Genomic DNA, 21,141 nt, shown 5'->3' on the forward strand with positions numbered 1-21,141 from the left:
AAACATGCTTTTTCTGGAGGCCGTCATGGCCAAGACTGATATTGCGCGCCGCGTCTACAATCACGCATGGAAGCTCGATCCCATCGTCCGCAGCCTTCTGGACACGGACTTCTACAAGCTTCTGATGCTGCAGATGATATGGGGTCTTTACCCCAAGGTGGATGCAACCTTCTCGCTCATCAATCGCACGACCTCCGTGCGCCTTGCCGATGAAATCGACGAGGGCGAATTGCGTGCGCAACTCGACCATGCCCGCACGCTGCGTTTCTCCAAAAAGGAAATGATCTGGCTGGCGGGTAACAGTTTCTATGGCCGCAAGCAGATTTTCCAGCCCGAGTTCCTGAACTGGCTGCACGATTTCCAGCTTCCGGAATATGATCTGCGCCGCAAGGACGGCCAGTATGAGCTGCATTTCCATGGACCGTGGTCGCACACGACTATGTGGGAAATTCCCGCACTTGCCATTATCAACGAGCTGCGTTCGCGTGCGGCAATGAAAAACCTCGGCCCCTTTTCGCTCGACGTGCTTTATGCCCGCGCCAAAGCGAAGATGTGGAGCAAGGTCGAACGCCTGCGCCAGCTTCCCGGCCTGAAGATTTCCGACTTCGGCACGCGTCGACGCCATTCCTTCCTGTGGCAGCGCTGGTGCGTCGAAGCGCTGAAGGAAGGCATCGGCGATGCCTTTACCGGCACCAGCAATGTGCTTCTGGCCATGGATACCGATCTTGAAGCGCTTGGCACCAATGCGCATGAATTGCCGATGGTGCTGGCAGCACTCGCCAAGAATGACGAGGAACTGCGCTCAGCCCCTTATCGCGTGCTGCAGGACTGGAACCGTTACTATGGCGGCAATCTTCTGATCGTTCTGCCCGATGCTTTCGGCACGGCTGCCTTCCTGCGCAATGCGCCGGACTGGGTTGCCGACTGGACCGGCTTCCGCCCCGACAGCGCCCCGCCCATCGAAGGCGGCGAGCGCATCATCGAATGGTGGAAGTCACGCGGCAAGGACCCGCGTGAAAAGCTGCTGATCTTTTCCGACGCGCTTGATGTGGACACGATCGAGGAGACTTACCGTCATTTCGAAGGGCGTGTGCGCATGAGCTTCGGCTGGGGCACCAATCTCACCAATGATTTTGCAGGTTGCGCCCCGAAGGAAATCGAAGGGCTGAATGCGATTTCGCTCGTCTGCAAGGTGACCGATGCCAACGGCCATCCGGCGGTCAAGCTTTCCGACAATCCGCAAAAGGCGACCGGCGACCCCAAGGAAGTGGCGCGTTATCTCAAGTTCTTCGGAAATGAGGAGCGGGTAGAGCAGCTCGTCCGCGTGTGACGAGCTGCAACGAGCGATTAAAGCTCGTTTCGATCTGACTGGATCAGATCGGCGCCCTAATCTTTTGTTTTGACGCACATCTTATCCGAAAAACCGTTTCACACTTTTCGGGATGCGCTCTATTCCATCAACCGTGCGGTGCCGGAAACGCGGATAGAGCCGCCGCGCTCATTGCCGATCTGGGCGCGCAGATGTGACGGACTGCCCATATCCTCGCCCTGAAAGACTTCGATCTCGCCGCCATGCGGCCAGCCGCTATCACGCAGATAGGCGGCAAAGGCCGCTGTGGCCGCACCAGTCGCCGGGTCTTCATAAACCCCGCCGGATGCAAACGGGTTGCGGCTGTGGAAGCGCTTCGGCGTTTCCGAATAGATGAGCAGGATCGTCGTCCAGCCCTGACGCTTCATCAGGATGCGCCCACGCGCCATGTCATAATGCATTGAAGCCAGCTTTTCGCGTGAACGAAGCGGAAGCACGATATGGTCCGCTCCGGCATGGATCAGGGCGGGTGCCAGACCGGGTGCCAGATCGTCCTTTTCGAAACTGAACAGTGCCAGAGCCTGTTCCACTTCGGCATCGTTGGCTGCGCGCTGGCGCGTCGGCGGCGATTGCAGGCTGGCTGCAAACAGCTCGCCTTCCTTGCGACCCTCGACGCTGATGTCACTATTATTAAGCTTGAGTGCGAAACTCCCATCGCCCATGCGCATAGCCAACGCGGCGCCAAGAGCAATAGTGGCATGGCCGCAGAACGGCACTTCCATTTCCGGCGCAAAATAGCGAACGCGCCAGCTATCGTCCTCCGGTGCAGCAAAGGCTGTTTCGGAAAAGCCGACATCCTTTGCGATTTTCTGCATATCCTGCGGGGAGGGCAGACGATCAGCGATCAACACTCCAGCGGGATTGCCACCCTGATTGCCTTGCGAAAAGGCAGCAATGCGCAACACGTCCATGGTTTCTCCTCGCCAGTCTGATTCGTGTCCCGCCCACCCCTATAAAAGGCGCGAAATGTGGCTGGTCAAGCAGTCTGTCGGCTAGCGGAAACTATCAACAGCATAGGTCGTTCCATCTCCTCCGACAGTGCTGGCCATGCCGCGATCTGCTCTGGCGACGGATGCCATTCCTCCAGCCGGTTGATGGCAAATCCGGTTTCGATCAGCGCGTTGACGGTGGTGCTGAGGCGGCGATGATACTTGATGACGCCCTCTGCCAGCCAGTCAGTTCGCCGCTCACCTTCCGCAGCATAATGATCGACCGGCCAGCGCTTCTGGCCATCGCCTTCCTCAATCCAGCCCGGCGTAAGCGGCGCCATGAAGATCGGATGCTCGATCGTGAAAACAAAGCGACCTTCTGGCCGCAAAGCTGTATGGATCGCTTTCAAAAGGCGCGGCAAATCGCGAATATAGTGAAAAGCCAGGGAGCTGTAGATGAGATCGAAGCTTGCTTCCGGCAGTTCCAGCCCTTCCATATCCGCCTGAATATAGCGAACGGCATCGTCCGGCGTGTCGCGGCGCGCGCGTTCGAGCATGTTTTCCGAAAGGTCGTATCCGGAGACGGAATCTGCACCCTGTTCGCGGGCATAGCGGCAAAACCAGCCGAAGCCGCAGCCGAGATCGGCAACGTCACGGCCGGTCAGATCGGGCAGGAGCGAGCGTACAAAGGGCCATTCAGGCGCGCCTTCCAGCCCATGCACCGAGCGTGGCAACTGGCTGTAGGCGGCGAAGAAGTCGTCGCGATCATAAATATTCTGGGCCATGGTCTATCGTTCGGTCAGTGCAAGTTTTGCCCCGAGCGCGACGAAGGCGGCGGCAAAGCTGCGGCGCATCCATGCAAGCACGGCAGGGCGTGAGATGATCTGGTTACGGACGGCAGCCGCGAACACACCGTAGAACGCAAACACCACGAATGTCATGGCCATGAAAACGAGAGACAGTTCCACCATGCGGGCAACCGTCCCGCCCTGTTGCGTATTTACGAATTGCGGCAGGAAGGCAAAGAAGAATATCGACAGTTTGGGGTTCAGCAGATTGACCAGAATTGCCGACCAGATGACCTCACGGTCCGAACGCGGTGCGTCATCGGTTTCGATCTTCAATGTGCCATGCTCCCTGAGCGTCATCCACGCCATATAGAGCAGATAAGCGACGCCTGCATATTTGATGATCTCGAAGGCGAGTGCGCTGGTATGGAGCAAGGCCGCCAGCCCTGTCACGGCAGCCAGCATATGCGGCACGATGCCGAGTGTGCAGCCGAGCGCGGCGATGATCGAGGCCCGTGCACCACGAGACAGCCCTGCCGCAAGCGTTACCAGCACGCCAGTGCCGGGGGAGGCGACAATGATGAAGGATGTCAGCAGAAATTCGATGCTCATGATGTTCTGGACTCCTGTTCGGACCTTGTCGGAAAAGGCCGACGCAGGCCGGACGCATCATGTCACGGCTTTGCCGTGCGTCAATCCTTCATCTCATGCGCCCATGGCGGGTTTGCACCTGCGCGCGAGACGGTCACCGCAGCAGCCCGGACCCCGAGCGCAACAGCGGAATGAATCTGGTCATCGGTCAGTTCGGCAAGTGCGTCCTTGTCGAGAAGGCCCTGATTGTGAAGGCTGGCAAGAATGCCCGCATTGACCGTGTCGCCCGCGCCAACGGTGTCAATCACGTCCACTTTTACACCCGGCACGCGCACGGTTGCCTTGGTCGTATAAGCGTCAGCGCCATGCGCGCCCTTGGTGATGACCACGAGTTTCGGTCCAAGCTTCAGCCATTCGGCGGCGATTTCGTCGTGGCTGCCCTTTTCGCCAAACCAGGCGAGGTCTTCGTCTGAAAGTTTCACGATATCGGCGAGCGCGATCATGCGCTTCATACGCGCCAGATGTTTTTCGCGGTCGGTGATGAAGCTTGCACGGATATTCGGGTCGAGGAACATGACCCGCCTTGGTGCCTCGCGCGTCATCAACGCTTCATAGACGCTGCCGCACGGTTCGGAAATCAGGCTGATGCAGCCGAACAGCATGGCGTCGATGGCATCATCGACATAGGGCATGTCGCTCTCGGCCAGCATGCGGCCTGCGGTGTTTTCATCGTAGAAGGCGTAACGTGCTTGTCCGTCGACCAGACGCACGAAAGCTAGGGTCGTTGGCCGATCCGAAATTGCGGCAAAGGAATAATCGACATTGGATCGCGCCAGATTATCGCGCAGTACCTCGCCGAAAAAATCCGACGAAATGCCAGAGAAGAAACCGGTTGGAACATCAAGACGTCCAAGCGCGATGGCCGTGTTGAAGACGGAGCCACCTGCGAAAGGCTGGAACGCGGTTTCCCCCGCTGCGGTTTCGCGTGGCAGCATGTCGATCAGGGATTCACCGCAGCAAAGGATCATGAAGGCACAACTCAGTTGTTAAATCGATTGAAGCAGACATAAGCACAAAAGCGCGGAGAATTTCAATCTCCGCGCTTTGTATGAATGTCAGACATGCTGGCCGCCATTGATGTGAATTTCCGATCCCGTCACATAGGACGAAGCCTCGGAGCATAGGAAGTAGATCGTTTCCGCCACTTCCGATGTCTTGCCGAGGCGACGCATCGGAAGCTGTTCCACCAGCTTGTCGGTTCCCGGCGAAAGGATCGCCGTATCGATTTCGCCGGGCGCAATGGCATTGACGCGGATGCCATAAGGCCCAAAGTCGGACGCCATTTCGCGGGTCAGGGCAGCAAGTGCGGCCTTTGAGGTTGCATAGGCTGTTCCGGCAAACGGATGCACGCGGCTACCCGCAATAGAGGTCACGTTGACGACCGAGCCGTGTGCAGCTTCCAGTTCCTTGAACAGGCCGCGTGCCAGCATGATCGAGGCCAGGAAATTGACCTGAAACACATCACGCCAGACTGCCATGGGCGTTTCGATGGAATTCATGCGGCGCCCGCCCTCCGCCTTCGGCGAAATGCCTGCATTGTTGACCAATGCATGAAGCTTGCTGCCATCGGCTTCGAGACGGCGGCGGATTTCGGCGATTGCCTTGCCGACATCTTCCTGATCGGCCAGATCGACCTTGATGTGATCTTCCGGACCTGCGGGCCACGGGCAATTGTCGGAAAAATCCTGTCGCGAGCAGGTGATGACGCGCCATCCGGCACGCGAAAAACGCTTCACCGTCGCATGGCCGATGCCACGGCTGGCACCGGTCAGGACCAGAGTTTTACGTTCGGTATCCGCCTTGGGAGTGTCGGAACCGGCAACGTCTGTTTTGGTGACTTGGGACATGAAAACCTCGCTCTCCAATCTTGAATAGACCAAGCCGCTCAAGATTTCGAGGGGAATTAAAGCGCATTCCGAAAAGTGTGAAACGGTTTTCGGAAACGATGCGCGTTAAAGCATGTCGCAGCTAAATGGATTCATTTAGCGTTCGCGAACATGCGGCAAATAAAAGAATCTAGAGCGAGCGCTATGAATTCCATTAAACGCGACGCGCGCTAGTGAAACGCGCTTGCGCGAGCTTGCTTTGAAGCTGGTGGTTCACAGGATCGCGCGTAAAGGCCGCCACCGGTGGCCCTTGCTGGCTGGTTCTATTGCGAATTACCCATGATGATATCGAGCAATGTCGTGGACTTTCCTGACTGCGGCTGCTGCCCGCCGCCTACATCACCGGGCGGCATCGGGCGGTAATTGTCATTGGCATTAGCCGGGTATGTCGCAGCGCCGGGCTGTTCGGCGAGCGGGCGTCCCGTTTCACTCGACTGCTGGATGCCGTTGCGAGCCGTGGAATCCGGCGCAGGCGGCCAGTAACCGTCATCACCGTTCCCCGCCATTGGCTGATTGCCATAGGGGTCCTGCGGCATCATGCCGGGATCGTAAGGCGCATTCGGATCGATGCCGTCGCTGCCGCCGGGGACAACGTTCTGAATGTCGTAATGGCCGGGCAGTTCGGCGACGGGCACGCCCTTGTGCGCTTCTTTCATGAAGCTTTTCCAGGCAGCAACCGGCAAGGTCGCGCCGAACACGCGCTTCATACCCTTGCCATCGTCATTTCCGAACCACACGCCGGTCGTGAGATTGGCTGTATAGCCGACAAACCATGCATCGCGGAAATTCTGGCTGGTGCCGGTCTTGCCTGCGGCTGGCCAGCCGAAGGCAGCGCGCTTCGCCGTCCCGTCTTCCACCGTGCGCCGCAGCATGGCGTTCATCATGCCGACATTGCGCTCATCGATGACGCGTGGACCGACGCCGTCTTCCTTCTGGTAAAGTACCTTGCCGTCCGAATCCGTCACCTTGGTGATGAAATAGACGGGCGCGCGATAGCCCCCATTGGCAAACGGCACATAGGCGTCCGTCAGTTCAAGCAACGTCACTTCCGATGTGCCCAGCGCCAGCGAGGCATTGGCTTCAAGTTTCGACTGCACGCCGAGCCGATGCGCGGTGTCGATCACGGTTTGCGGACCGACTTCCATCACGAGCTGCGCGGCAACGGAGTTCAGCGAGTGAGAAAGGGCGGTGGCGAGTGTCACCTGTCCCATATATTTGCCGTTGTCGTTGCTCGGCGTCCACTTGCCGATGCGGACGGGAGCATCATTGCGCACCGAATCCGGTGTGCGGCCCTGTTCAAGCGCCGTCAGATAAACGAAGGGCTTGAAGGAGGATGCGGGCTGGCGATGGGCATCGGTGACACGGTCGAACTGGCTTGTGGCATAATCCACGCCACCGACCATGGCGCGAACCGCGCCCGTGCTGTCGATGGAAACGAGCGCGCCCTGGCTGGCGTTCATCTTTTTGCCATTCTCAGAAATCTGGTCCTTGATCGCCTCTTCGCCGGCGCGCTGTAGGTTGAGGTCGATGGTGGTCTGGACGGTAATGTCTTCCTTCGCCTCACCAATCAATTCGGGGAGTTCCGCCACTACCTTGTCAGCGACATAGTTTTCCGAACCCTGCCAATAGGATGGCGCGCGTGTCATTGGTTCGCTTTCGGCGATAGCCATCTGGCTGTCGTCGATCATGCCTTCCTGACGCATGGCGCCCAGCACCAGCTTGGCACGCGCGGCGGCGGCTTCCGGATCGCGGGCAGGCGACAGACGCGACGGTGCCTTCAGAAGACCGGCAAGGGTTGCCGCCTCCATCAGGTTCACATCCTTGGCCGATTTGTTGAAATAGCGTCGCGAGGCAGCATCGACACCGAAGGCGCCGGATCCGAGATAGACCCGGTTCAGATACATCTCCAGAATCTGATCCTTGGTATATTTGTGCTCGAGCCACAGCGCGAGCATGACTTCCTGCACCTTGCGCTCCAGTGTGCGGTCGGGAGAAAGAAACAGGTTCTTGGCAAGCTGCTGGGTGAGTGTGGAGCCGCCCTGAACCGCGCGTCCCGAAACCAGATTGGTTACAACTGCGCGGGCAAGGCCGATGGGATCGATGCCGAAATGTGAATAGAAGCGGCGGTCCTCGATGGCGATGACGGCCTTCGGGATAAAGGGCGACATTTCATGTAAGCCCACGGCCTCGCCGCCGGTCGTCCCGCGATTGGCGATCAGGTTTCCGTTGACATCGACGATGCGTACATTTGGCGGACGATCCGGAATGGTCCAGTCGGTCGTCGGCGGCATCTTGGCTGCGAAATAGACCAGCATGCCTGCAAAGGCGATGCTGCCCCAGAGACCAAGCACGAGGCACCAGTAGATCGAGCGACGCAAAAAGCCGAAAAAGCCGCGCGGCTTCTTCTTGCCGCGTCGCGAGGAGCGCGGTTCCGGTTCGTCGGATTGCTTGCGTCGGCGCTGCTGTGCGCGAGCCATGCGGTCCTCCTCGTCGACGCGAAAAACCTCGTCATCTTTTTTCTCTTCACCACCGAAGGAAGGTTCGATGCGCCGGTTTTTATCGTCACGCGATGCCATGTCAGCCTGGATCCGCCCACCCGTTTGCCGGTCCTGTCGTGATGCAGACCGGTCATTTTGAATAATGTTTGGTGCTTTACGGGATTCTGTGCCGCAAAAGCAAATAAGGGCCTAATCCGGTGCAGGGTAAATGCGGCAGTTTAAAGGGACGTAAATCATTCATGCACAAAAAAGGCTCCGCAGGAGCGGAGCCTTTCTCGTCGTTTTAAGCCTGACTGTGCTTAGAACTTGTAAGCGACGCCGAGGCGGATATCGTTGGTCTTGAACGAACCGCGGGTGTTGACGTTGCCGAGACCGAAATCCTTGTTGCCGAAATCGGTATAACGATATTCGAGGCGAAGCAGAACATTGTCGGTTGCAGCGTAATCAACGCCGGTGCCGATAGTCCAACCGGTCAGGGTCTTGTTGCTGTCATAGCTGCTGCCGCCGATGTTGAGCGAGTTCTTCACGCCCCCGAAGGCAACACCACCGGCAATGTAGGGCATGAAACGATCAACGGCATAGCCGGCGCGTGCGCGAACGGCACCCGACCACCGCAGTTTCGTTTCAGCCGAGGTCTGAACAGCGCTGCCATTCGAGATATAGTCATGCGACTTCTTCAGGTCGTTATAGTCGAAGTTGCCGTCGACGCCGAGAATGACGTTGTTGCCCATGTCGAAGTTATAACCGGCATAGACGCCGCCGATAAAGCCATTTGGCTTGAATTCGCTGGACTGGCCGTTGTTCTTGTCGTCCAGCTTGGCGCGGCCCCAGCCCCAACCAACTTCACCACCGATGTAGGCACCGCCCCATGAGAAGGCTGGAGCTGCCATCGGAGCAGGTTCCTGCGCAACGATTGCGTCTGCTGCATAAGCACCGGTGCTTGCGACGACTGCGAGCAGGGATGCGCCTAGTAAAATTCTGAACTTCATCGAAAACTCCTATAAAATATGTTCGATATGGATCGGTATATAGTATTGCGACCCGGCAATGTATGTAACATTATGGCAACATAAGTGTAGTTTAGGATTCAATTAACTTACTAACTAATCTTGAGAGTCATCAATAAAGACAAAGAAGAATATGTTCTTTCTATATGCTTTAGTGAATAATAAAAATTACCGCAATAAATTTAGGTTCTGATCGACAAAAAAAGGCCCCGCAAAGCGGGGCCTTTTTTCTAGATGTGTGCAACCAGAATTAGAACTTGTATGCGACGCCGAGGCGAACTTCGTTCGTCTTGAAATCATCGTTGACGTTAAAGCCACCGAGATTGAAATCCTTGTCGCCATAGTCGGTGTAGCGATATTCGAGGCGAACGATCACGTTATCGGTCGCGGCGTAGTCGACGCCAGCGCCTGCGGTCCAGCCGGTAAGCGTCTTGCTTTCAGAGAATTCTGCTAAGCCGACATTACCGCTATTCTTGACCTGACCGAAAGCTACACCGCCTGCGATATAAGGCAGAAAGCGATCAAATGCGTAGCCAACACGGGCGCGAACAGCACCGGACCAGCGAAGCTTGCTTTCAAGTGAGCCACCAGCACCGGTGAAATCATCTTTCAGATTGTTGTACGTAACGTCGCCATCAACACCGAGAACGACATTGTTGCCGAGGTCGAAATTGTAGCCGGCATAGAGGCCACCGAGGAAGCCGTCTGGCTTAAGTTCGAGAGTATCGAAACCGTCGTCAAGCTTGGACTTGCCCCAGCCGTAGCCGATCTGGCCACCGATGTAGGCACCGTTCCAGGTAAAGGACGGAGCGACCACAACCGGAGCTGGTTCCTGTTCGATGACGGCGTCGGCAGCCTTCGCGCCTGTAGCGGCCACAAGGGCGACAGTCGATGCAAGAAGAAGGGCCTTGAGCTTCATGATAAACCTCCTGAAGGAAAGTCTCAGAACCAATATTTGTCCCTAATATAAGCGATTGCTGTCAAAAGTCTGTAGCAAACGGGACACATCAAGGGGAATGTCGCCTAGGTGATACACGTTCCCGTGAGTGCCTTGTGAGGTGTCTCGATAGCAGTCCGCGCGATATGGCGCAGGTTCCATAGTATGTAATTCCGCCGCCATTCGCGTTATAGAAAACAGCAGAAGTGGTGGGGAAACGGAAATGCATGACACAAAGAGCGTAACCGGGCGGGTCGACTGGGTCGATATTGCCAAGGGTATCTGCATCATCTTCGTTGTCATGATGCACTCGACGCTCGGCGTGGAGAAGGCAGCCGGGGCGCAAGGCTGGATGCACTATGTAGTCGCCTTCGCCAAGCCTTTCCGCATGCCGGATTTCTTCATGATATCAGGCCTGTTCCTCAGTCTTGTTATTGACCGGCCATGGCGGCGTTACCTCGACCGCAAGGTTGTGCACTTTCTCTATTTCTACATTCTCTGGCTGACGATCCAGTTCGCATTCAAGGCGCCGGGCATTGTCAGCGAAGCCGGAATTTCCGGTGTGCTGAGTGCCTATCTGATGGCTTTCATTGAGCCGTTCGGAACGCTCTGGTTCATCTATCTCCTGCCTGTCTTCTTTATTGCGACGCGGCTTTTGAAGCGCGTGCCGGTCGGCGTGACCTTTGCAGCACTGGCGGTGCTTGAAATCCTGCCCGTGCACACTGGCTGGGTAATGATTGACGAATTCTGCTCGCGCTTCGTCTATTTCTATGCCGGATATGCTTTTGCTCCCGCCATCTTCCGAGCTGCGGACTGGCTTCGCCAGCGCCCGCTCCTGGGTATTGTCGGGCTGCTTGTCTGGGGCTTGATCGAATACACGCTCGTCTTCATGCCGGTGCCGGAGAGCCTTGCCGCGCTGATACCGCCAGCAAGCGACCTCCTGGATGGGCGCGGGGCAATCAGCGATCTGCCGGTTGTGTCGCTTTTGTTGGGGCTGGTGGGGGCGCTGGCGATTATTTCCGTCTCGTCGCTTCTCAGCCTGCTGTCAGCCGGAAACTGGCTGCACCGGGGCTTGAGCTGGCTCGGTGCGCATTCGATTGTCGTCTATCTGGCCTTCTTCCTGCCGATGGCCATTGCCCGCACGGTGTTGCTGAAACTCGGCATCGGCGATATCGGCACAGTCTCGCTTCTGACGACAGCAAGCGGCGTGATCGGCCCGGTCATTCTTTATGGCCTTGTCCAGTGGAGCGGCTATGGGCAGTTTTTGTTCCGCCGTCCCGGCTGGGCCTATATCGATCATGCGCCGCAAAAGAAAACGGCGGCTGTCGCCGCCGTTTGATTTCATCACGAATGTGCAAAAATATCGTCTTCCGGCCAGCCCATCAGATCAAGTTCCGAGCGCGTCGGCAGGAATTTGAAGCAGGCTTCGGCCTGTTTCGCGCGGCCATCGCGTTCCAGCCGCTGTTCCAGAACAGCCTTCAGGCGATGCAGATAGAGCACGTCTGAAGCTGCATATTCGAGCTGCGCCTGCGAGAGAATATCCGCTGCCCAGTCCGATGATTGCTGCTGTTTGGAAATCGATACGTCGAGAAGCTCGTTGCAAAGCTCTTTCAGGCCGTGGCGGTCCGTATAGGTGCGGGTCAGCTTCGATGCGATCTTGGTGCAGAACACAGGCTGCGGCATGGTGCCGAAAGCGTGCGCCAGCACCGCCAAGTCGAAACGGCCGAAATGAAAGATCTTGGTGATCGAGCGATCCTTCAGAAGCTTGACCAGATTGGGCGCCTTCTTCTGACCGGCTTCGATCTGGATCACGTCCGCAGTGCCGTCGCCGGGCGAAATCTGCACCACGCAAAGCCGGTCACGATGCGGGTTCAGGCCCAGCGTTTCGGTATCGATGGCGACCGCATCGACCTGATAATGGTCGAGGTTCGGCAAATCGTTCTTATGAAAACGGATAGTCATTTATTGTTCCTTATTTGGCAGCGATAGCGGCCATAATGCGAGCCCTACTTGGCGGCAATAGCCGCCATAATACGTGCCCAAGAGCGTTGTCCCTTGTGGAAGGAATTCAGCTCATATTTTTCATTGGGCGAATGGATGCGATCATCTTCGAGGCCAAAGCCCACGAGCAGCGATTCCATGCCGAGGAACTTGTCGAAGTCGCCGACAATCGGGATAGAGCCGCCCATGGCGATCAGCACGGCTGGCTTCGGCCATTCGTCGGAAAGTGCATCCTTGGCCTTGGAAACAAGCGGGGAATCGTAGGGTAGCTGGATGGCTGGCGAGCCACCATGCGGATGGAATTCGACCGAGCAATCTGCTGGCAGACGTTCCTTGACAAAAGCGCGGAAGGCTTCGCGGATTTTGACCGGATCCTGCTTGTGGACGAGACGGAACGAAACCTTTGCCGAAGCTTCCGCCGCGATCACGGTCTTGAAGCCTTCGCCGGTATAACCGCCGGTGATCCCGTTGACTTCCGCAGTTGGGCGCGCCCATGTCAGTTCCAGAACGCTGCGGCCTTTTTCGCCGGATGGAATGGAAAGACCGATCGGTCCGAGGAAGTTTTCCGCCGTACGACCGAGGCTTTCCCAGGATTGCAAGATTTGCGACGGGGTTTCTTCGACGCCTTCATAGAAGCCCGGTACAGTGATGCGTCCGGTTTCGTCGTGCAGGTCGGCCAGAATCTTGCTCAGAATGTGTATCGGATTGGCCGCAGCGCCACCGAAAAAGCCCGAATGCAGATCGCGGTCGGCAGCCTTGATGACGATCTCCTCACCGACGAGGCCACGCAGCCCGACGCTGATGGCAGGCGTTTCCGCGTCCCACATGGCCGTGTCGCAGACGAGCGCCACATCGGCCTTCAGCTCTTGCTTGTTGGCGTCGAGGAACGGTTTCAGCGATGGCGACCCGGATTCCTCCTCGCCTTCGAACAGGAGCGTCACCTTGACAGGCAGATTGCCGTTGATCACCTTATAGGCGCGGCAGGCTTCCACAAAGGTCATGAGCTGGCCCTTGTCGTCGGACGTGCCGCGACCGGTCAGGATCTTGCGATCGTTACCCACATCCTTGATCGCAGGATCGAAAGGATCGTTTTCCCAAAGGTTCAGCGGATCGACAGGCTGTACGTCATAATGACCGTAGAACAACACATGCGGCGCATCGGGCGTAGCACCTTCATGATGGGCAACCACCATCGGGTGGCCAGGTGTGTCGCGCACGCTGGCATCAAAGCCAATCGATTTGAGATCGGCGACAAGCCATTCCGCAGCCTTGCGGCAATCGGCCTTGTAGGCTGGGTCGGTCGAAATTGACTTGATCCGCAGCAGTTCGAACAGACGATCCAGGCTTTGGTCGAGATTGGCATCGAGATGGGTGAGGACTTTGTCGAGCGATGGCGCAGACGATTGCTGGGACATGAAAACTTCCTGACGAGTCGTAACGTAAACTGGCGGCACACTACAACCAGCGTTTCCTGCTGGAAACCCAATTTGCAAGCAGTTTCGGGAAATTGAAGTCATTTGTCAGGGGGAAAGGCTTTCGCGACGGCTGACGTTCAGGAGGAAGATCAGCAATGCAAAAATTGCCGGCTCGCGCCAGACAATCGGCGCGAAAGCTGTCCAGAAGGTTTCCGCAAATGCCAGCAAGGCTGCACCGCCCGCTGAAGCAAGTGGAGAGAAATAGCCGCCCACCGCGCCGATCATCAGTATTTTGAGGCCAAGTAGCAATCCATCGCCGGAACTCATCGTGCCGTAATAAGCCGTCATCAGAATGCCCGACAGGGCGGCGACCAGCACGGCGCCCATATAGGCGGCAAGAAAGACACGTCCCGCATTAACCCCGCACAGTTGCGCGGCCAGCACATCATCGCGAACCGCCCGCCAGTTGCGGCCGAAGCGGGTGCGTTGCAAGGCAAAGCTGCCGATCAGCACGATGGAAACCATCACAAGCGTATTGATGATTTGCATCATGGTCAGCACGACGGCTTTGTCGCCATCGCCCCAGAAGGTGATCTTGTCCTGCAACAAGGGTGGCAGCCAGAGGCTCCGTGATCCGGCGGCAAGACGAACGCTTTCCATCAGCACTACGGCCACACCCAATGCCGCTACCATTGCCATATTGGGCGATGCCCGGCTGAGTGGCCGCATGACGAAGCCCGCAACTACTGCTCCTGCCGCAAGTGTGTAAAAAAGTGCCCCGACAACACCCGCGCCAATCGCGGCGGGTAAAACCAGCCAGAGCCTGCTCCAGCCAAACGCCGTGAAAATGAGAAGAAGCTGGCCGGAAAAGGCTACCAGCGCGCCATAGCTGATATCTGCTCGTTTGATGACTGCGAAGCTCAGCGCATAACCGAAAGCCAGCATGGCATAGGTTGCAGCCAGCGGCACTGCATTGGCGAATTGCTGCAAGAGGTAGGCCATGCATATGCCCTCCATCCTCGTTCAGATTATAACTGTCAAAATAAGTTTTACCAGTTATAATACGGCATGAATTTTTCCTGGACCTCTCATCGCTTTTCCAGCGGCGCACTGGCACTGGATATTGCCAACAGTGTCATCCTGCGCCACGACGCGACGCGCAGCGTGGATCGTTTTGCCGAGCCGGATAATCTGAAAAGCTTTGCCTCCGCAGCGGAAAGGTTTTGCGCGGAGAAAGGCATGCCTGTGTCGCTTGCTTCGGTCGAGCCTGAAAATCTGCGCCGGTTTCTTTCGCTGCGTGAAGCCATTGATGGTTATTTTCGTGCCTTTGTTCGCGGCAAGGACGATGACCGGCTGCTGGCCGATCTTCTCGAATGCGTAGCCGATGTCCTGCGCCACACCACATCGCCCATGGCGCTGGAGACGGCTGCCGCGCATTCGGCGCTCAGGCTTATGGCAACATGCCAGTCGGGAACGAATGCGGACCGTCTGAAAATCTGCGCCAATTGCGGCTGGCTTTTCCTCGATCAGAGTCGCAATCGCAGCCGGGTCTGGTGCGACATGACAGTCTGTGGAAACCGGGCCAAGGCCAGTCGTCACTATTATCGCAATCGGGAGGTGGAAATGTGAAGGCACTCGTCGCAATCGCGCTCGCCCTTCCGCTTCTGGCGGGATGCCAGCGTGAAAAGACTGCCGGCCCTTACGAAATTTCGGGGCGGCTCGTTGTTTTCAATTATCGTATTGCCCGCGCAAGCTTTCTGGTTACGCTCCGCAAGATCGGCCCGGTGGAAGATGGCGCGACCGTCACTGCTGCATTCGACAATCCGGCCCGGGGTGCTCCGGCCATGGTCGACCGGAAAACCTTTCCAAATCAGGACCAGCTCTCGCTTGAGACCGGGCCTTTGCACTGCATCGTCAAGGACAAGCCCTATAACGTCGCCATTCGCGTGACCGCAAAGAATGGAGACCTGTTGCAGACACTCGCAACCACCGTCGTTTCCAGTCAGGATCAAACCGTGTTGCCAGCGGAGCCGCTCGTTATAGGTCCGCTCTATGATCCGAACCCGAAAGTTTTCAAGCCGGATGGCAGCAGGGATTTCTCGCCTGAGAAAAGCTGCCCGGAAACGTAGTTGCAAACATAAGGGAAAAGGCGGCTCGAAAATGAATTGGCCGTTACGGTGAGGGGGTTACCGTAACGGCCATATCACTACACTCAAAGCGGCAGCCCGGAGAGGGGAATGAGGCTGCCGCTAACATCCGGTATCCAACGGGGGACTGGTCAGAAAACCGGCGACCGACGAACTGTCGATGACCAGAATTTGGCCTTTCAACTGTGGCTATTCAAGGGCACGGAAGATTACAAATCTGTAACAAACGTGTTATCGCGGCGTGATCGATTTTCTTTCGTGGACGGATGTTTCTCCTGACATAGGAGCGGTTTCCTTTATGGCTGCTTTCCTCTAATTCTATCTTATGAAAAAAGGCGATCATCTCTTTCTCGTTGACGGCTCGGGCTATATTTTCCGCGCCTATCATGCCCTGCCACCGCTGACCCGCAAGACGGATGGTCTGCCGGTTGGTGCCGTCTCGGGCTTCTGCAACATGCTGTGGAAGCTCCTGAAGGATGCGCGCAACACCGATGTCGGCGTGGTGCCGACCCATTTCGCTGTTATTTTCGACTATTCGTCGAAGACGTTCCGCAACGAAATCTATCCCGAATACAAGGCCAATCGCACCGCGCCGCCGGAAGATCTCATTCCGCAGTTCGGCCTCATCCGTCAGGCAACGCGTGCGTTCAATCTGCCCTGCATCGAGAAGGAAGGTTTCGAGGCTGACGATCTGATCGCGACCTATGCCCGTGTCGCCGAACAGGCTGGCGGTGACGTTACCATCGTTTCGTCCGATAAGGATCTCATGCAGCTCGTGACGCCAAGCGTGTCAATGTATGACAGCATGAAGGACAAGCAGATTTCGATCCCGGAAGTGATCGAGAAATGGGGCGTTCCGCCGGAAAAAATGATCGACCTGCAATCGCTGACCGGCGACAGTACCGACAATGTTCCGGGTATTCCCGGCATCGGGCCGAAGACAGCGGCGCAATTGCTGGAGGAATTCGGCGACCTCGATACGCTTCTGGCCTGTGCTTCCGAGATCAAGCAGAACAAGCGTCGTGAGAACATTCTGGCCTTTGCTGACCAGACGAAGATTTCGCGCGAACTGGTTACGCTCAAGACCGATGTTCCTCTGGATGTCGATCTCGGCGGACTGGTGCTGGAGCCGCAAAACGGCCCGAAGCTGATCGGCTTCCTGAAGGCAATGGAATTTACTTCGCTCACCCGCCGCGTGGCCGAGGCAACCGACACCGACGCTTCCGCCGTCGAACCATGCCATGTGGAGACCGACTGGGGCGCGGATGCGCACGGCCCGGATGTCGATGTTCCCGCCAAAACTGACGATGCGGCGACGCAACCAGTCTCGACCTCCACTATCATTGCCTCGGACCAGGGCTATACGCCGAGGGCGCTTGCAGAAAAGCGGGCGGCTGAAGCAACCGCGCAGACAATTGATACGAGCGCGTATACCTGCATTCGCGACATAGCCACACTGAAACTGTGGCTCGCAGAGGCGGTTGAAATCGGGGTTCTGGCCTTCGATACGGAAACGACGTCGCTCGATCCGATGCAGGCGGAACTTGTTGGTTTTTCGCTGGCGCTGGCGCCGGGCAGAGCTGCTTATATCCCGCTCCAGCACAAATCCGGTGCAGGTGATCTTCTCGGCGGCGGCATGGTCGAGGGACAAATTCCGCTGGGTGAAGCGTTGGCCGATTTGAAGCTCGTGCTTGAGGATGCTTCCGTTCTCAAGATCGCGCAGAACATGAAATATGACTGGCTGGTCATGCGCCGCCATGGGATCAATGCGGTGTCGTTCGACGATACGATGCTGATTTCCTATGTGCTGGACGCGGGCACGGGCAGCCATGGCATGGACCCGTTGTCCGAGCGCTGGCTCGGCCATACGCCAATTCCCTACAAGGATGTGGCGGGGAGCGGCAAAAGCGCCGTCAGCTTCGACATGGTCGATCTCGACCGCGCCACGGCTTATGCAGCAGAAGATGCTGACGTGACGTTGCGCCTTTGGCAGGTGTTGAAGCCGCGGCTTGCCGCCGAAGGGCTGATGTCGGTCTATGAACGTCTTGAACGTCCGCTGGTCGATGTTCTGGCGCGCATGGAAGAACGCGGCATTGCCGTTGACCGGCAGGTATTGTCGCGCCTTTCCGGCGATCTGGCGCAGGCTGCTGCTGCCTATGAAGACGAGATTTACGAACTGGCGGGCGAGAGGTTCAATATTGGCTCACCCAAGCAGCTCGGTGACATTCTCTTTGGCAAGATGAGCCTTTCGGGGGCGTCGAAAACCAAGACCGGCCAGTGGTCCACGTCTGCACAGGTGCTGGAAGATCTTGCTGCTGAAGGCCATCCGCTGCCGCGCAAGATCGTTGACTGGCGCCAGCTTACCAAGCTCAAATCCACCTATACGGATGCTCTGCCGGGGTTCATCAACCCGGAGACCAAGCGCGTTCATACGTCCTATGCCATGGCGTCCACCTCGACCGGACGTCTCTCCTCATCCGATCCAAACCTGCAAAATATTCCGGTTCGCACTGCAGAAGGCCGCAAGATCAGGACGGCCTTCATTGCCGAACCCGGCAACAAGCTGGTTTCTGCCGATTACAGCCAGATCGAGCTGCGCGTGCTGGCCCACGTGGCCGATATCGCGCAATTGAAACAGGCCTTTGCCGACGGCATAGATATTCACGCCATGACGGCATCCGAAATGTTCGGCGTGCCGGTTGAAGGCATGCCGTCGGAAGTGCGCCGGCGCGCCAAGGCAATCAATTTTGGCATCATCTACGGTATTTCGGCATTCGGTCTGGCAAACCAGTTGTCGATTCCGCGCGAAGAGGCAGGGCAATATATTCGGACCTATTTCGAGCGCTTCCCCGGCATCAAGGACTACATGGAGGCGACCAAGGCTTTCGCGCGCGAGCATGGTTATGTAGAAACGATTTTCGGCCGCCGTGCGCATTATCCCGATATCAGAGCATCCAACCCGCAGGTCCGCGCTTTCAACGAGCGCGCTGCCATCAATGCGCCGATACAGGGTTCTGCGGCCGACATTATCCGTCGCGCCATGATCCGCATGGAAGATGCACTGGCTGGGCAAAACCTTGCCGCGCGCATGTTGTTGCAAGTGCACGACGAACTGATCTTCGAAGTGCCTGATAATGAAGTCGAAAAGACTATTCCGGTCGTTCGTCACATTATGGAAAATGCGGCAATGCCTGCCGTATCGCTTGCTGTGCCACTGCATGTCGACGCGCGCGCAGCGCATAACTGGGATGAGGCACATTAGAGCGCATTCCGAAAAGTGTGAAACGGTTTTCGGGCCAAATGCGCGTCAAAAAGGACCAGAGCGGCGGTACGATTCAATCGGATCGCATTGCGCTCTGAGGTTTGGCCGGTTGACCTGAGCGGTCCAACCCTATAGGGAAGCATCAATTCTGTTGCTTCGGTGGTCGTCAGGGGAGTCGTGGACAAGTGGGTTCACGGCCAATGGGTATACGGCTTGAGAAGCTTTTTTCGTGAAAGTGGTTCATGTCTTTGCCCGAAACCATCGCTCCGGCTCTGTCCGGAGCATTAGCCGCTCGCGGTTATAATACACTCACCGCCGTTCAAAATGCCGTTCTGGCACCCGAAACGCTCGATGCCGATCTTCTCGTTTCCGCACAAACCGGATCGGGCAAGACGGTTGCGTTCGGCCTTGCCATGGCCAACACCATCCTCGAAGACGAACTGCGTTTCGGTGATGCGGGTGCGCCGCTTGCCATGATTATCGCGCCGACGCGCGAACTGGCGCTTCAGGTTCGTCGTGAACTGGAATGGCTCTATGCCGATACCGGTGCGCGCATTGCATCCTGTGTTGGCGGTATGGATATCCGCACCGAGCGTCGTGCGCTGGAACGTGGCACCCACATCGTTGTCGGTACGCCGGGACGTCTGCGCGACCATATCACCCGCGATGCTCTCGACATGTCGGAACTGCGTGCCGTTGTTCTCGATGAAGCTGACGAAATGCTCGACATGGGCTTCCGCGAGGACCTCGAATTCATCCTCGGCGAAGCGCCGGAAGACCGCCGCACGCTGATGTTCTCGGCAACCGTGCCGAAGCCGATTGCCCAGCTTGCCAAGCGCTTCCAGAACGACGCGCTTCGTCTCACCGTTCAGAGCGAAACCAGCCAGCACGCCGACATCGACTATGTCGCCATGCCGGTGCCGCCGCATGAGCGCGACCACGCGATCATCAATACGCTGCTCTATTACGATTCCCAGAACTCGATCATTTTCTGCTCGACCCGCGAAGCGGTGAAGCACATGGCAAGCCGGCTTTCCAATCGCGGTTTCGCTGTGGTTGCACTGTCAGGCGAATTGAGCCAGGCGGAACGTAATAACGCGCTTCAGGCAATGCGCGATGGGCGCGCCCGCGTCTGCGTGGCAACCGACGTCGCCGCACGTGGTATCGATCTGCCTAATCTCGATCTCGTTATTCACGCCGATCTTCCGAACAATCCTGAAACGATGCTGCACCGTTCGGGTCGTACGGGTCGCGCAGGTCGCAAGGGCACCTGTGTGCTGGTTGTACCGTTCTCGCGTCGCCGCACTGCAGAGCGCCTTCTGCACATGGCAAAGCTCGATGCACAGACGGTTCCGGCACCAAGCATTGCTGCTGTTCAGGCAAAGACCAATGAGCGCATTTTGAATGCGGAAGTCTTCAATCAGCCGGTTGAAGAAGAATATCAGGATCTCCTGAAGGCGCTGACCGAGCGTTATACGCCGGAACAGATTGCAAGCGCCTTCCTCAACCGCGAAGTGGCTTCTTACCCGGCAGCGGAAGAAGTCTCGGATGCTCCGGTGCATCCGGTTGGTGGCAAGAAGCCCCGGGATCGTTTTGAAAAAGGTGAGCGCTCTGATCGCGGCGACCGCTTCGAACGCGGCGAGCGTCGTGAGCGTGGCGAGCCGGGCGAACGTTTTGACCGTAATGCACATTTCGACGGCGTGTGGTTCTCGGTTTCTGCCGGTCGCAAGCATCGCGCCGATCCGAAGTGGCTGCTGCCGCTCATCTGCAAGGCGGGCGATGTTTCCAAGCGCGACGTCGGTTCGATCAAGATTTTCGACAATGAAACCCGCTTTGAAATCACTGCGTCCAAAGCTGATGAGTTCCGCCGTTCGGTCGAAGAACGCGGCACCGGTGAAAAGGGTCTTGTTATCCGCACTGCCGTTGCAGGTGCAGGTGGCGACGCTGCCCCGCGCGAAGGCAAGGGTGGCTTCAAACCACGTGGTGACAAGTTCAAGGAAGGTGGCTTCCGCGACGGCTACAAGAGCGATGGCTATAAAGGCGACCGCTCGAAGGGCGACAAGTGGGACAAGCCGCGTGATTCATCCCGCGGAGACGACTTCAAGAAGGACGGTTTCAAGAAGGGCGGTAAAAAGCCCGAAGGCGGCGGTTACAGCAAGAAGCGTCGTGGCGAGTAATAATCAGAAATGAAAAAGCCCCGGATTTCCGGGGCTTTTTATTGGCAAAACCCCGAGAGGCTATCCGGCCTTTC

General features: G+C 57.3%; 17 protein-coding genes and 1 pseudogene. 7 read left to right on the forward strand and 11 right to left on the reverse strand.

The window, feature by feature from the left end; all coding sequences use genetic code 11:
• The first annotated feature begins 25 nt into the window (after positions 1-25).
• Complete coding sequence (pncB, locus tag F9K94_RS12045; protein ID WP_010657961.1) at positions 26-1,330, forward strand: nicotinate phosphoribosyltransferase; 1,305 nt, start codon at positions 26-28, stop codon at positions 1,328-1,330.
• Between the two features lie 119 nt (positions 1,331-1,449).
• Here pncB and F9K94_RS12050 read toward each other — a convergent pair whose 3' ends face one another.
• The 8 genes from F9K94_RS12050 to F9K94_RS12085 all read right to left on the reverse strand — a co-directional run bounded on the left by F9K94_RS12050 (position 1,450) and on the right by F9K94_RS12085 (position 10,047).
• A complete protein-coding gene (locus tag F9K94_RS12050; protein WP_061344800.1) occupies positions 1,450-2,280 on the reverse strand; it encodes a PhzF family phenazine biosynthesis protein in 831 nt (276 codons plus the stop codon).
• A 65-nt stretch (positions 2,281-2,345) separates the two neighbouring features.
• On the reverse strand, positions 2,346-3,083 hold the full coding sequence (locus F9K94_RS12055; protein WP_151645863.1) for a class I SAM-dependent methyltransferase: 738 nt from the start codon (positions 3,081-3,083) through the stop codon (positions 2,346-2,348).
• Between the two features lie 3 nt (positions 3,084-3,086).
• A complete protein-coding gene (locus F9K94_RS12060) occupies positions 3,087-3,698 on the reverse strand; it encodes a LysE family translocator (RefSeq protein WP_151645865.1) in 612 nt (203 codons plus the stop codon).
• Between the two features lie 80 nt (positions 3,699-3,778).
• Positions 3,779-4,705: a carbohydrate kinase family protein gene (locus F9K94_RS12065; protein WP_151645867.1), complete on the reverse strand. Its 927-nt coding sequence runs from the start codon at positions 4,703-4,705 to the stop codon at positions 3,779-3,781.
• An 87-nt stretch (positions 4,706-4,792) separates the two neighbouring features.
• Positions 4,793-5,584, reverse strand: coding sequence for an SDR family NAD(P)-dependent oxidoreductase (locus F9K94_RS12070; protein WP_010657966.1), 792 nt, complete (start codon positions 5,582-5,584; stop codon positions 4,793-4,795).
• A 302-nt stretch (positions 5,585-5,886) separates the two neighbouring features.
• Complete coding sequence (locus tag F9K94_RS12075; RefSeq protein WP_151645869.1) at positions 5,887-8,199, reverse strand: transglycosylase domain-containing protein; 2,313 nt, start codon at positions 8,197-8,199, stop codon at positions 5,887-5,889.
• A gap of 221 nt (positions 8,200-8,420) precedes the next feature.
• Complete coding sequence (locus F9K94_RS12080) at positions 8,421-9,110, reverse strand: outer membrane protein (protein WP_061344805.1); 690 nt, start codon at positions 9,108-9,110, stop codon at positions 8,421-8,423.
• Between the two features lie 268 nt (positions 9,111-9,378).
• Positions 9,379-10,047, reverse strand: a complete 669-nt coding sequence (locus F9K94_RS12085) for an outer membrane protein (RefSeq protein WP_151645871.1) — start codon at positions 10,045-10,047, stop codon at positions 9,379-9,381.
• A gap of 241 nt (positions 10,048-10,288) precedes the next feature.
• On the opposite strand from F9K94_RS12085, the gene F9K94_RS12090 reads away from it, so the two are divergent.
• Positions 10,289-11,404 (forward strand): acyltransferase family protein, encoded by a 1,116-nt coding sequence (locus F9K94_RS12090; RefSeq protein ID WP_151645872.1) that lies wholly within the window; start codon positions 10,289-10,291, stop codon positions 11,402-11,404.
• Between the two features lie 5 nt (positions 11,405-11,409).
• Here the strand turns inward: F9K94_RS12090 and F9K94_RS12095 are convergent, their stop codons facing one another.
• The 3 genes from F9K94_RS12095 to F9K94_RS12105 form a co-directional block, all read right to left on the reverse strand.
• On the reverse strand, positions 11,410-12,027 hold the full coding sequence (locus F9K94_RS12095; protein WP_061344808.1) for a ribonuclease D: 618 nt from the start codon (positions 12,025-12,027) through the stop codon (positions 11,410-11,412).
• Between the two features lie 44 nt (positions 12,028-12,071).
• Complete coding sequence (locus F9K94_RS12100) at positions 12,072-13,481, reverse strand: dipeptidase (RefSeq protein ID WP_151645874.1); 1,410 nt, start codon at positions 13,479-13,481, stop codon at positions 12,072-12,074.
• A 105-nt stretch (positions 13,482-13,586) separates the two neighbouring features.
• On the reverse strand, positions 13,587-14,483 hold the full coding sequence (locus F9K94_RS12105; protein ID WP_151645876.1) for a branched-chain amino acid ABC transporter permease: 897 nt from the start codon (positions 14,481-14,483) through the stop codon (positions 13,587-13,589).
• A gap of 66 nt (positions 14,484-14,549) precedes the next feature.
• Here F9K94_RS12105 and F9K94_RS12110 point away from each other — a divergent pair, with 66 nt between their 5' ends.
• The 5 genes and pseudogenes from F9K94_RS12110 to F9K94_RS12130 all read left to right on the forward strand — a co-directional run bounded on the left by F9K94_RS12110 (position 14,550) and on the right by F9K94_RS12130 (position 21,067).
• Positions 14,550-15,110, forward strand: a complete 561-nt coding sequence (locus F9K94_RS12110; RefSeq protein ID WP_151645878.1) for a CGNR zinc finger domain-containing protein — start codon at positions 14,550-14,552, stop codon at positions 15,108-15,110.
• A complete protein-coding gene (locus F9K94_RS12115) occupies positions 15,107-15,610 on the forward strand; it encodes a hypothetical protein (protein WP_061344812.1) in 504 nt (167 codons plus the stop codon). The genes F9K94_RS12110 and F9K94_RS12115 overlap by 4 nt, the downstream gene beginning before the upstream one ends.
• A gap of 35 nt (positions 15,611-15,645) precedes the next feature.
• Positions 15,646-15,907: pseudogene (locus F9K94_RS24940) on the forward strand (hypothetical protein).
• 46 nt (positions 15,908-15,953) lie between these two features.
• On the forward strand, positions 15,954-18,890 hold the full coding sequence (gene polA, locus F9K94_RS12125; protein ID WP_151645880.1) for a DNA polymerase I: 2,937 nt from the start codon (positions 15,954-15,956) through the stop codon (positions 18,888-18,890).
• Between the two features lie 242 nt (positions 18,891-19,132).
• Positions 19,133-21,067: a DEAD/DEAH box helicase gene (locus F9K94_RS12130; RefSeq protein ID WP_151645882.1), complete on the forward strand. Its 1,935-nt coding sequence runs from the start codon at positions 19,133-19,135 to the stop codon at positions 21,065-21,067.
• Positions 21,068-21,141: the final 74 nt, after the last annotated feature.

It is taken from the genome of Brucella tritici (assembly GCF_008932285.1).
In the GTDB taxonomy this organism is placed as follows: domain Bacteria; phylum Pseudomonadota; class Alphaproteobacteria; order Rhizobiales; family Rhizobiaceae; genus Brucella; species Brucella tritici.

Coding starts and splice junctions, on each gene's coding strand:
- pncB (WP_010657961.1), top strand. CDS start 26: ATGGCCAAGACTGATATTGCGCGCCGCGTCTACAATCACGCATGGAAG.
- F9K94_RS12050 (WP_061344800.1), bottom strand. CDS start 2,280: ATGGACGTGTTGCGCATTGCTGCCTTTTCGCAAGGCAATCAGGGTGGC.
- F9K94_RS12055 (WP_151645863.1), bottom strand. CDS start 3,083: ATGGCCCAGAATATTTATGATCGCGACGACTTCTTCGCCGCCTACAGC.
- F9K94_RS12060 (WP_151645865.1), bottom strand. CDS start 3,698: ATGAGCATCGAATTTCTGCTGACATCCTTCATCATTGTCGCCTCCCCC.
- F9K94_RS12065 (WP_151645867.1), bottom strand. CDS start 4,705: ATGATCCTTTGCTGCGGTGAATCCCTGATCGACATGCTGCCACGCGAA.
- F9K94_RS12070 (WP_010657966.1), bottom strand. CDS start 5,584: ATGTCCCAAGTCACCAAAACAGACGTTGCCGGTTCCGACACTCCCAAG.
- F9K94_RS12075 (WP_151645869.1), bottom strand. CDS start 8,199: ATGGCATCGCGTGACGATAAAAACCGGCGCATCGAACCTTCCTTCGGT.
- F9K94_RS12080 (WP_061344805.1), bottom strand. CDS start 9,110: ATGAAGTTCAGAATTTTACTAGGCGCATCCCTGCTCGCAGTCGTCGCA.
- F9K94_RS12085 (WP_151645871.1), bottom strand. CDS start 10,047: ATGAAGCTCAAGGCCCTTCTTCTTGCATCGACTGTCGCCCTTGTGGCC.
- F9K94_RS12090 (WP_151645872.1), top strand. CDS start 10,289: ATGCATGACACAAAGAGCGTAACCGGGCGGGTCGACTGGGTCGATATT.
- F9K94_RS12095 (WP_061344808.1), bottom strand. CDS start 12,027: ATGACTATCCGTTTTCATAAGAACGATTTGCCGAACCTCGACCATTAT.
- F9K94_RS12100 (WP_151645874.1), bottom strand. CDS start 13,481: ATGTCCCAGCAATCGTCTGCGCCATCGCTCGACAAAGTCCTCACCCAT.
- F9K94_RS12105 (WP_151645876.1), bottom strand. CDS start 14,483: ATGGCCTACCTCTTGCAGCAATTCGCCAATGCAGTGCCGCTGGCTGCA.
- F9K94_RS12110 (WP_151645878.1), top strand. CDS start 14,550: ATGAATTTTTCCTGGACCTCTCATCGCTTTTCCAGCGGCGCACTGGCA.
- polA (WP_151645880.1), top strand. CDS start 15,954: ATGAAAAAAGGCGATCATCTCTTTCTCGTTGACGGCTCGGGCTATATT.
- F9K94_RS12130 (WP_151645882.1), top strand. CDS start 19,133: ATGTCTTTGCCCGAAACCATCGCTCCGGCTCTGTCCGGAGCATTAGCC.